This window comes from Leptothoe sp. PORK10 BA2 (genome assembly GCF_034932105.1).
GTDB lineage: Bacteria > Cyanobacteriota > Cyanobacteriia > Phormidesmidales > Phormidesmidaceae > Leptothoe.
This window is the reverse complement of the sequence record NZ_JAYGIG010000075.1, coordinates 1-9,327: the sequence shown is the minus strand read 5'-3', so window position 1 is coordinate 9,327 and position 9,327 is coordinate 1. Positions and strand designations below refer to the sequence as shown.

The following is a 9,327-nucleotide window of genomic DNA, read 5'->3' as shown; positions in this document are numbered from 1 at the left end:
AAGGACACGGATGAGAAAATAGATCCATAACACCACCCAGATTAGATCAGCTTTTGCTGAACCTATTATCGTCTATCGTATATACAACATGCCTTTACGCTGACCCACCTGGCGGAACCAGTGCCGTCTCTAGGAAAAGCTTAATTTCTCCACCCGCCATCAGAATCCGTTCATGGAGTGGTTTACCCACACAAACCAACGGTGAAACGACCGTGGCATCGTTTTCCTGGGCACATTGCCAAAGCTGCTCGAGCCAGCCAGGAGAGACATGCATATCATTATCGATAAATAATACATAGTCTGTGGTGGCATGACGCAACCCCAAATTACGCACCTGATTAGGCGAAAGAAATCGCTGGGTACGCAGTAGCGTAAAATTTCTTTCCGCCGCCGATTGGGCTAAATAATGTCGAAGATACCGAGGAGAATCGACATCAATATAGATCAGTTCAAAGGGCAAGCGAGTATGTCTGTAAATGCTGTCTAAGGATGGTTGGACGTAGCTAAAACGTTCCCTGGGCGCAACAATCAGGGTGATTGAAGGTGGAGAGACTGTCTTGGTACTGGCGCTTCTGGTCAGGGTTTGGGTGTTCATTTGCAAAGGTGTGAAGAAGGGCAGAATTTACATCGGGAATCTGCAGGGGGATTCCACAGTGGGACTCTTCAGTAACCTGTGGGGCTAGAGGTTCAGAGGCGGTCTAGGAAACGTAGCTTTGTTGGAGGGGAGTTTAACGATGTTGCTTAGGGTCCCTCCAAGTTCCCTTTCCAGAAGTAGTCAAGGTATCCCTAATCCCAGGGGCTTCCCATGGGCCGGGCCGGGACGCCGTCCTACCACCCAACGTATAGGCGATTAATTAATGGCCCATTAATGGAGGTTGAGATATCCGAACTGCAACCCCTGGCTGATTGAGAGCAGATAGTCGAAGCTGCTGTTGCCTGAGGGATTTACGAGCCAAAGCGCCAGGAGATCTATCGGCAGGGGTTAATTTTCTGACGGGGTTGTTTGATAGTCTGCTATGGCGGTCTGTAATCAGCTGGTTTAACCACCGTTCTAGAGCAATAGCAAACGCCTCTAGTCGGGACCCTGATTTCCCCTTAGTCAGCTGATATAGCAGGGGATATAAAAACGCTTGACGACGGCGATGACCCAGTTGCTTGTAGCGTTGCAGAAAATACTGGTCCATATCCAAGTCCCATTTTTGTTGGAAGTGCATTAGACTCTCCACTTCCCAAGCATCACTCCAGCGCAGCATAAAGTAGGCCAGATCTGACCAATGATAGGACGTTTGCGGCACATGGGTGACCACTGCAGCCGGTTCACAGAACATTTGACCCCCGGCCCGATTAACGGTCAGGCTAAAATCCATATCTTCTTGGCTGCTCAACAGATTTTCATCCAGATAGCCAATGCGCTCAAAGATGTCTCGCTTCACCAACATGCATTGTAACTCTGCAAACTCGCAGGCACGCCGATAGAGCTGGTGCTTAATCACAGCGGCTGAACGATCAGCCAGAAACCGTTTTTCATAAAGCCGCCGCCGGATTTGCTCACCTTTGATATCCATAAATATTCTGGCTTCACCACCGGCGAGACGGATCCGATCGTGGAGTGGTTTACCCACACAGGTGAGGGGAGACACTACCGTAGCATCTGTTTCCTGGGCACACTGCCAGAGCTTTTCCAACCAACCAGACGAGACGTGAACATCATTGTCGAGGAATACTACATAGTCCGTGGTTACCTGGCTGAGACCCAGATTTCGGGCCTGGTTTGGCGAGAGAAAATGGTCGGTGCGCAATAGGGTAAACCCCCGCTTGGCTGCTGTTTTCACCAAATACCGATGGATATGCTTGGGCGATCCAGCATCTACATATATCAGTTCAAATGGTATTGCAGTATACTTATAAATACTTTCTAAAGACTGTTGTGTATACCCAAAGCGCTCGCGCGGCGAAACGACAATCGTAATGGAAGGTTTAACAGATGCTGTCGGAATGGTGCGCGGTTGGAGAAGTTGAGCAGTCATGGGAACTATCCAGATTTTTGCAACGGGACAATGGGATAGTAGCGGCTAGTTAAGCCGTGGACTTGAGTCCAGATGCAGTTTTATAGTTGGCGTTGCCGGTGCCCACAATGATTTACGCCGCCAGTCTCTGCTAGTCAACCCAGAGGACCAATCGGTTTGTGTCGTCTATAGCTGTTTTAACTTAAGGGTTCTAGGAATCGCTTATGTTGTGAACTATAGGCGACCAGCTAAATCGTCCGTAGTCGTTTCAACTTAAGAGTTCCAGGAATCGCTTATGTTGCGCACTATGGCGACAAGCTACATTTGTACGATAGCAACATCTCAATTATTCCTAATATCTTCCCTGATGTAGTTGGAGCCCTCGATCGGGATGAGAGATTTTTTATAAACACCAGCCATGGAGGACCGGTGTCAGTAAAATAATCTAATCACCAGCTGTGGAGTTCAGCGGTTTTTGATGACTTCTCACCCATCATAGGGGGAGGTCCATCAAGAAAACTCAGTATAAATGGCTATCTTTTTTTTGTTTTCTCAAAATGAGATTTTCAACCCTAATTTCAAATATTTTGATGGTTATTAGAATATTTCTCGCAATTGGCCGGAGAGAACGTCTTATGTAGTAGTATCCACCTTCGAATACCGTGTATTTACGGGGATTACTTCAAGGTCAGTATTACCCTGGTGATAACCTGGCATGACCTTTGGAAGGTTAAGCATGTCTGTGGAGTGCTTTCTGGGGGGCTTTCTGGGGGGCTTTTCCATTCAGCCCCATGACCACCATTAGTGAGCCACCATTAGTGCCAGATCGCAGTTAGGGTATGGCCCATGGATCCTATGACCTAGGGCGACCGAGTAGTAAGGTGCTCAAAGCATCGCGGGCATTGGCGGGCCGGGGACGATTGAGCAGCCATCGCAGGGGTGGAAAGGCAATGGTATCTTCCAAGAGGATGGCCTTAAACTCAAACGGCAGCATGAGATAGGTGGTTTGGCTCTGCTGTTGGTAGGTAATCTGTCGAATGCCAATCATCAACCTGAGACCGTAGGCTAGGGAGGTCGGCTTATCCTCCGTGTCACCCAGTGCGCTGTTTAATTCCATCATGTCTGTGATGTAGTCGGCGATATCCATCATTTCGACCAGGGAGCGTTTGGCTTGGAGGGTTTGGCTCTCAGGATCAAACCCTAGGCAGTTTTCCCCGGTAACTTGGGCAATAAAGGTTTCACCTGGGTTGACCACACTCAATAACTGGGCCTGGGGCAAACCACCCGTAATGGGCACCCCTGAGCGAATCACTCGCTGGGTTCTTCGCGCCTTGCCAGAGATAATCGAGCTTTTATCCCAATCGACAAAAATCTGGGCATCCCCGGTGATGTTTTGGATAGATATGCTGAGATCCTTGATTGACTTGGCTATGGGCATCTTTCCCGTGGGGCCAACATCCACCATCACCGGCAATTTATTATCGGGGTCATTATGGGACGTGATGCTGAGGTTTAGAAATGGGGGAAACTTTATTCCCTTCATCTCCAGTTGGTCAACCTTGGCTGTAATCTGCTGGGGACTGGGCAGGTGCTTGAGTTGTAGGTTGACCTGCTCAAGCAATGCTTGTCTATCCAGCGCTACCTCTAATTTGTCTTCCAGGGTGTTTTCGACGGATAGGGCCATTTGGTAAAGCACGTAGATGATTATCAAAAAGTAAATGGTCAAAATTAAAACATCGCTACCCATTGCCTGCCCAAAGCCCAATAAATGTACTAATGACCCAAAGGTGCCTATAGATTACACCCATTTTCAAAAAGTGTTGCTGTGGATTTAGTCAAGGAGTTCAGAATTTAAGGTGCAGGGCCTGCTGTGGATTCGGTCAGGGAGTTCAGAATTTGGGTGCAGGGCCTGCTGTGGATTCGGTCGGGGAGTTCAGAATTTAAGGTGCAGGGGGTGGGTCTTGCGGGGTGAGGGCGCTGGGGTGCTGGAGTGTAGGTTGCCCAGGTTGCCAATAGTGGTCTAGGCTGTGGGCCACTTGGTTGGATAGCAGCAGCAGGCCCAGCATGTTGGGAATGCCTAGGGCGAAGAGCATGATGTCGCTAAAGCGAATGACGGTATCGAGACTGATGAGGGTGCCGCCAAAGCAGCTCAAAATGTAGAGCAGTTTGTAGGACAGCAGGCCCCAGTCCCCCAGCAGATAGCGCCAGCAGGCTTCGCCATAGTAAAAGCAGGAAATAATGGTGGAAAAGCTAAATAGGCAGACGATTAGGGGCAACCCCCAGGTCATCATGGGGATGTCAGTGGTGAAGGCGGCGGTGGCCAGTTCGATGCCGTTGACCAGGGTGTTGGGCTGATACACCCCGGTGAGTAAACAGACTAAGGCGGTCAGATTACAGATGATGACGGTGTCGATCAGGGGTTCTACCAGGGAGACAATGCCTTCTCGGACCGGTTCAGGATTCTTGGTGGTGGCGTGGGCAATGGCCGCTGCGCCGGTCCCGGCACCATTGGAGAAAACACCCCGCTGCAGCCCCTGTACCATGACGCCGATGATGCCCCCTTCAATGGCCACGGGATGCCAGGCAGTCTGCCAGATTTGTCCCAGGGCCATGGGGATGTCTCCTAGGTGGTGAAACACAATCCATAGGGCAGCAGCCAGGTACAGGCCCACCATGGTGGGGACGATGGTGGAGGCCACTTGGGCAATACGCTGCAGCCCTCCGATGATCACCGCAGCCACCACCAGGGATAGGGCTAGACCATAGCCCCATGGAGTGCTGAGCCAGGACCAGTGCAGCTGTTGGCCCATGTCGGCCACTGCAATGGCCGACTGGTTGGCTTGGAACATGTTGCCGCCGCCGAGGGCTCCTACTATGCAAAGGATGGCGAAGGCGCTGGCGAGCAGTTGACCCATGGGTTTTAGGCCCCGTGCGGCCAAACCTTGGCTGAGGTAGTACATGGGGCCGCCTAGCACTTGGCCGTTGTCGTTCACTAGGCGGTACTGTTGGGCCAGGGTGCATTCGGTAAATTTGGTGGTCATGCCCAACAGACCGGAGATGGTCATCCATAGCACTGCACCGGGGCCGCCCAGTTGGAGTGCGATCGCAACCCCAGCAATATTCCCCAACCCTACCGTGGCCGACATCGCCGTCGCCACTGCCTGAAAGTGGTTCATCTCCCCCACCTCTTCCGGGTCATCATAGTCCCCCCGCAGCACCGCCAGACTATGGCCCAGCCCCCGCACATTAATAAACCCCATGCGCAGGGTCAGATACACCGATCCTCCCAACAGCCACAACACAATCAGCGGCATGCCATACAGCTGAAAAAACAGGGTGTGTTCCAGCAGGGTCACCACCTGGTCAAATCCTTGGTCTATGGCAATAAAAAATTTGTTCAAGGTGGTGATGGCCTAAACAGGTTTACCCAGGCCTGCACCTGACGCTCTGCATCCAAGGTGCCCTCCAGCGGAAAATTTGCCATAAAATCCTTATCCGCCGCCGGTATGTAGGGACCTTCCTTAATTTCAAACATCACCGTATCCGGAGCCAACGCAATCAGCGTGTGATACTGCCCTTCCTCCAGCTCCAGCCCGTAGGTCGGTCCCTGGGCGCTCAGGCGTTCAGTCTGTACCACTTGCCCTTGTCCATCTAAGACTAAAAAGCCAATTTCACCCTGGAGCACTAAAAAGAGTTCAAACCCGTTGGCATCGCTAGAGCGCACATGGCGGTGGGGGCGCACATAGGTGCCGGGCTGGAGCACATTGATAAACCGCTGTACCCGGTCCGGGTGCTGGTGGAAATTATGGTTTTTCCGCAGGCGGGGCAGGGCGGCGGCCTGCTGCGAAACGCTGTTGAACAGCTCTTGGGATAGGGGTTTAAGGATGGCGGACATGGGCTAGGGGCGGTCTGCTTAGGACATTGTCACGAAAGAGGCTACCCATTGTCTAGGTGCCCAACGCTCTCACTTGTTCATACAGCTTCTCCATGGCCGGTACCGCCACCCCTAACTTAGCGGCTGCCCTGACTGGATTGCCTAAAATGGCCTCCACCTCCAAGGGGCGACCGGCATCGAAGTCTATTTTCATGCTGGTGCGGTAGGGTTTCATCTGGGCGGTGGCCTCGAACATTTCCGTGGCAAAGGTCATGGGGATTTGGCGGTGGGGTTGGGCTACCCAGGTATTGGCGATGGTAATGACTTCGGCCATCAGGGTGCGGATTTGCGATCGCACCCCATCATCCGCCATCAGTTCCTCCGTCGTAGCATCCAACACTACCGATAATCCGTTATAAGGCACATTCCACACCAGCTTGCGCCAGCGCGCCATAAACAGATCGTCAGTCACCCCAATCGGAATGTTGGCCCCCCGTAAGTCCTCGGCAATGTCCTCCATGGTTGCCGTCAGCCCCAGCTGTTGGTGCGTGGCGCTGTAAGCCCCCAGCTGAATTTTGCCATAGTCCAAATGGCGAATATGCCCCGGCCCCACCTTGTTAGAACAGATAAAGCAAAGCCCCCCCATCACCTGTGCCGACAACCCCAGCTGAGCGATCTCCTCTTCAATGCCCAGACCATTCTGCAACGTCAGGATCACTGCACTATCATTCAGCGGCGGCATTAACTCAGCCAGACGATGATTTTGCGTTGTTTTCAAAGCAATAACAACAACATCCACGGGCGGCATGGCTGTTGGATTGTTATACCCATTGACTTGGGGCAAGGCCATATCACCATCCACAGACTCCACCACCAGACCATGCTCTCTTACCCGGTCATAGTCACTACGCAACAGAAAATGCACATCACAGCCACTTTGCTGTAGCCTTGCCCCGTAGTAACCCCCAATCGCTCCGGTACCAATAATGGCATAGCGTTTAGCCGACATTCCTGGGTCGCCCTCCCTCAAATCCATTCGTCAAATCTGCTAGTCAATTGTATGGGGCAACGTGAATATTGGAGTACCCACTCAAAGCGGGACGTTTTCCTAAGGAAAGAATTCAGGAGTCAGGAGTCAGGAATCAGGGCCTCGCTGGCTTCTGGCTCCTGACTCCCCACCTAGTCAGGATTTTCCGGCTTCAGTTGATGCCCCGCTAGGCAGCTTTTTCTAGCCAGATGGGATCATTACAATGAATGGTGCCGCCTTGCATAACCGACGTACGGATACCCGCGACAACCTCGTTATAGCGGGCTGTGGTACGGAGAATATCCAGGTCCTTGGGCAGATCTGCTTGGGCTAATGTTATGACTACACAGCGAGGGCAGACTGTATCAATGCTGAGGCGGACGGCATTGCCGATGGCCAAAGTCCCCCTCACCCAATCATCTTCCAAAAAGTCGATTTCATCGGCACTGGGTTCAATCACAAGATTGGGACGAAATCGTCGGGGATCAAATTGTCCCTCTGGGTACAGTTCCTGTAAGCGGGCCAGGGTTGCAGTGGTAATCACATGAATTGGGCAGGAGTCGAAGAAGGTTCCCGGCGGCATGAATAGTTGAGTCACCACATCCTGGTGCATTGTTCCTTCGACGAGAGGCCAATATTGCTCTAGGCTGGCGGCTTCTGGTGCGGAGGAAAGAATTTCTACGGTTTGCTCCAGGGAGGTGGACAGAATTTTGCTGGCTTCTGGCGTTTCGTTTGTAATGGAGTTGCCATCGGGCAGAACAATCTTGACCGGGGGAATGGCCTCATTTTCCTGGGGTGGCTCTGTAAATGCTGCTTGAAAATCTAGTAACTTGGCCCATTTTTTTGGGTTTTTGGCACTAGCAATCTTGCCACTATTAACGTCTAACAGCGCATAGGCCCGATCACCCAAGAGGCCGTGGGGTGTCACCGCTGAATCCTGTAATTTTTCACCCAGCATAGATTTAACAGGATAGCGCCAGAGGGCTTCAATCGAGCCTATTAGTTGCCGCGTCATGGATAGTTTTCACCTCATAGTCGCATAACCCTATCACGGTCACGGTCAACCCATCAGTATCAGGGCTTACGGACAGAATCAGCGCTGTCTAAGGTTTGTGCTGTTGGTTCAAAATCATATCTATGTGTTCTATACCGTCCTCGTCATAGGGAGCGCCAACAGGGGTAAAGCCAAAGTCTTGATAAAACTGGGTGAGATAAGTCTGGGCTGCGATGCGAATATTCAAACTCGGATATTCTTGCCTGCTTTTCTGGATGCAGTTTTCCACGGTCTCTCGTCCAGCCCCAGTTCCTCGCACTTCTTGGGTGGTTAGAATACGCCCAAAAGAAGGTTCGGGGTATCTGGTATTGGGGAAATTTAATCGTCCATAGGCTACTAATTGTCCATCCTGTCCTCGACCCAATAGGTGCCACGATTGTTGATCCAACTCGTCAGCATCTAAATAGGCACACTGTTGCTCTACTACGAACACTTTCTGTCGTAAGGAGAGCATTTCGTGCATTTCCTCTCCGGAGATGTCGCTAAATTGTTGCCAGGACCAATTAATTTCCACTAGTTTATCAGCATGAACTTGTGATGCAGTTGTCATTAATGACATATTACAACGTGCTGAATCTATCGCCGCTCTATGGTTGAATAGCCAAATCAGAAACGAGCTGGACACTCAAACACAATACAAATGTCTTCAAAGGCAATATGTCAAAAACATTGCTGAACCAATGCCGTCACCGTTTGCCAGTGTTCTGTCATGGTGTGTGTACAACCCAAAACTGTGATGCAGAAGTCTAACAATGCTCCATCGCTAATCATGCTGCTTTGAGCCTCAACTGCCCGTTCAATTGGATCGGGGAGAGACATACCAAACCGCTCGCGAACTGTTTCCACTAAGGGGTCAGATACCATGCGATTCATTTCAACAGCATACAAATGTCCACCACGTCGCCAAAATTGAGTCCATAACAGTGGAGCAAACTGTGCCTGCACTTGTTTAATCACAGGACTGGCTAGCATCGCAAGCACAAGGGGCTCTCGTATTGTCGGAAATCCTAAATGTTCAATTGCCTGATGCGGAGTATCAAAAAAGAACAATGCTGGGCTGGGGTATCCACTCAAGCGGTAAGCGGTGTTAAGGGTTTCTGCTACTGTTGGACGATGTAGGGGGTCTAAAGATAACGCACTCTGTTGCCATCTTGACCGATAGCTTGGAAGAAGGCTTAGTTGTTCGGGGGTAAGCTCTATAGTCATTCTTCTAGATACCTGTGTCTAACACTAGATTATCATTAGACCTCTTGCATAATAGTTTCTATGGTAGATTTTTAGGTTTTGGTTCATTGCTTTACACCTAGGCAGATGAACTACGAAGCCACCCAAACCCTTAGCAATTCAAAGTTTAAGCGTCGATTCG

9 protein-coding genes are annotated in these 9,327 nt (G+C 50.9%); all 9 read right to left on the bottom strand.

What is annotated here, in order from left to right; all coding sequences use genetic code 11:
- Positions 1-94 precede the first annotated feature (94 nt).
- Positions 95-595: a glycosyltransferase family 2 protein gene (locus tag VB741_RS13810; RefSeq protein ID WP_323365766.1), complete on the bottom strand. Its 501-nt coding sequence runs from the start codon at positions 593-595 to the stop codon at positions 95-97.
- Between the two features lie 259 nt (positions 596-854).
- Positions 855-2,027, bottom strand: coding sequence for a glycosyltransferase family 2 protein (locus VB741_RS13805; protein WP_323365765.1), 1,173 nt, complete (start codon positions 2,025-2,027; stop codon positions 855-857).
- A gap of 832 nt (positions 2,028-2,859) precedes the next feature.
- Positions 2,860-3,753, bottom strand: coding sequence for a hypothetical protein (locus tag VB741_RS13800; RefSeq protein ID WP_323365764.1), 894 nt, complete (start codon positions 3,751-3,753; stop codon positions 2,860-2,862).
- A gap of 193 nt (positions 3,754-3,946) precedes the next feature.
- Complete coding sequence (locus tag VB741_RS13795; RefSeq protein ID WP_323365763.1) at positions 3,947-5,407, bottom strand: alanine/glycine:cation symporter family protein; 1,461 nt, start codon at positions 5,405-5,407, stop codon at positions 3,947-3,949.
- The gene (locus tag VB741_RS13790; RefSeq protein ID WP_323365762.1) at positions 5,404-5,901 is read right to left on the bottom strand and encodes a WbuC family cupin fold metalloprotein; all 498 of its coding nucleotides are present in this window, start codon (positions 5,899-5,901) and stop codon (positions 5,404-5,406) included. Before VB741_RS13790 ends, VB741_RS13795 begins: the two co-directional genes overlap by 4 nt.
- A gap of 52 nt (positions 5,902-5,953) precedes the next feature.
- On the bottom strand, positions 5,954-6,916 hold the full coding sequence (locus VB741_RS13785; RefSeq protein ID WP_323365761.1) for a putative 2-dehydropantoate 2-reductase: 963 nt from the start codon (positions 6,914-6,916) through the stop codon (positions 5,954-5,956).
- A gap of 178 nt (positions 6,917-7,094) precedes the next feature.
- The gene (locus VB741_RS13780; RefSeq protein ID WP_323365760.1) at positions 7,095-7,922 is read right to left on the bottom strand and encodes an MOSC domain-containing protein; all 828 of its coding nucleotides are present in this window, start codon (positions 7,920-7,922) and stop codon (positions 7,095-7,097) included.
- A gap of 88 nt (positions 7,923-8,010) precedes the next feature.
- Positions 8,011-8,475, bottom strand: coding sequence for a GNAT family N-acetyltransferase (locus VB741_RS13775; protein ID WP_442786360.1), 465 nt, complete (start codon positions 8,473-8,475; stop codon positions 8,011-8,013).
- 146 nt (positions 8,476-8,621) lie between these two features.
- The gene (locus VB741_RS13770) at positions 8,622-9,167 is read right to left on the bottom strand and encodes a hypothetical protein (RefSeq protein ID WP_323365758.1); all 546 of its coding nucleotides are present in this window, start codon (positions 9,165-9,167) and stop codon (positions 8,622-8,624) included.
- Positions 9,168-9,327: the final 160 nt, after the last annotated feature.

Coding starts and splice junctions, on each gene's coding strand:
- VB741_RS13785 (WP_323365761.1), bottom strand. CDS start 6,916: ATGGATTTGAGGGAGGGCGACCCAGGAATGTCGGCTAAACGCTATGCC.
- VB741_RS13780 (WP_323365760.1), bottom strand. CDS start 7,922: ATGACGCGGCAACTAATAGGCTCGATTGAAGCCCTCTGGCGCTATCCT.
- VB741_RS13810 (WP_323365766.1), bottom strand. CDS start 595: ATGAACACCCAAACCCTGACCAGAAGCGCCAGTACCAAGACAGTCTCT.
- VB741_RS13770 (WP_323365758.1), bottom strand. CDS start 9,167: ATGACTATAGAGCTTACCCCCGAACAACTAAGCCTTCTTCCAAGCTAT.
- VB741_RS13790 (WP_323365762.1), bottom strand. CDS start 5,901: ATGTCCGCCATCCTTAAACCCCTATCCCAAGAGCTGTTCAACAGCGTT.
- VB741_RS13800 (WP_323365764.1), bottom strand. CDS start 3,753: ATGGGTAGCGATGTTTTAATTTTGACCATTTACTTTTTGATAATCATC.
- VB741_RS13805 (WP_323365765.1), bottom strand. CDS start 2,027: ATGACTGCTCAACTTCTCCAACCGCGCACCATTCCGACAGCATCTGTT.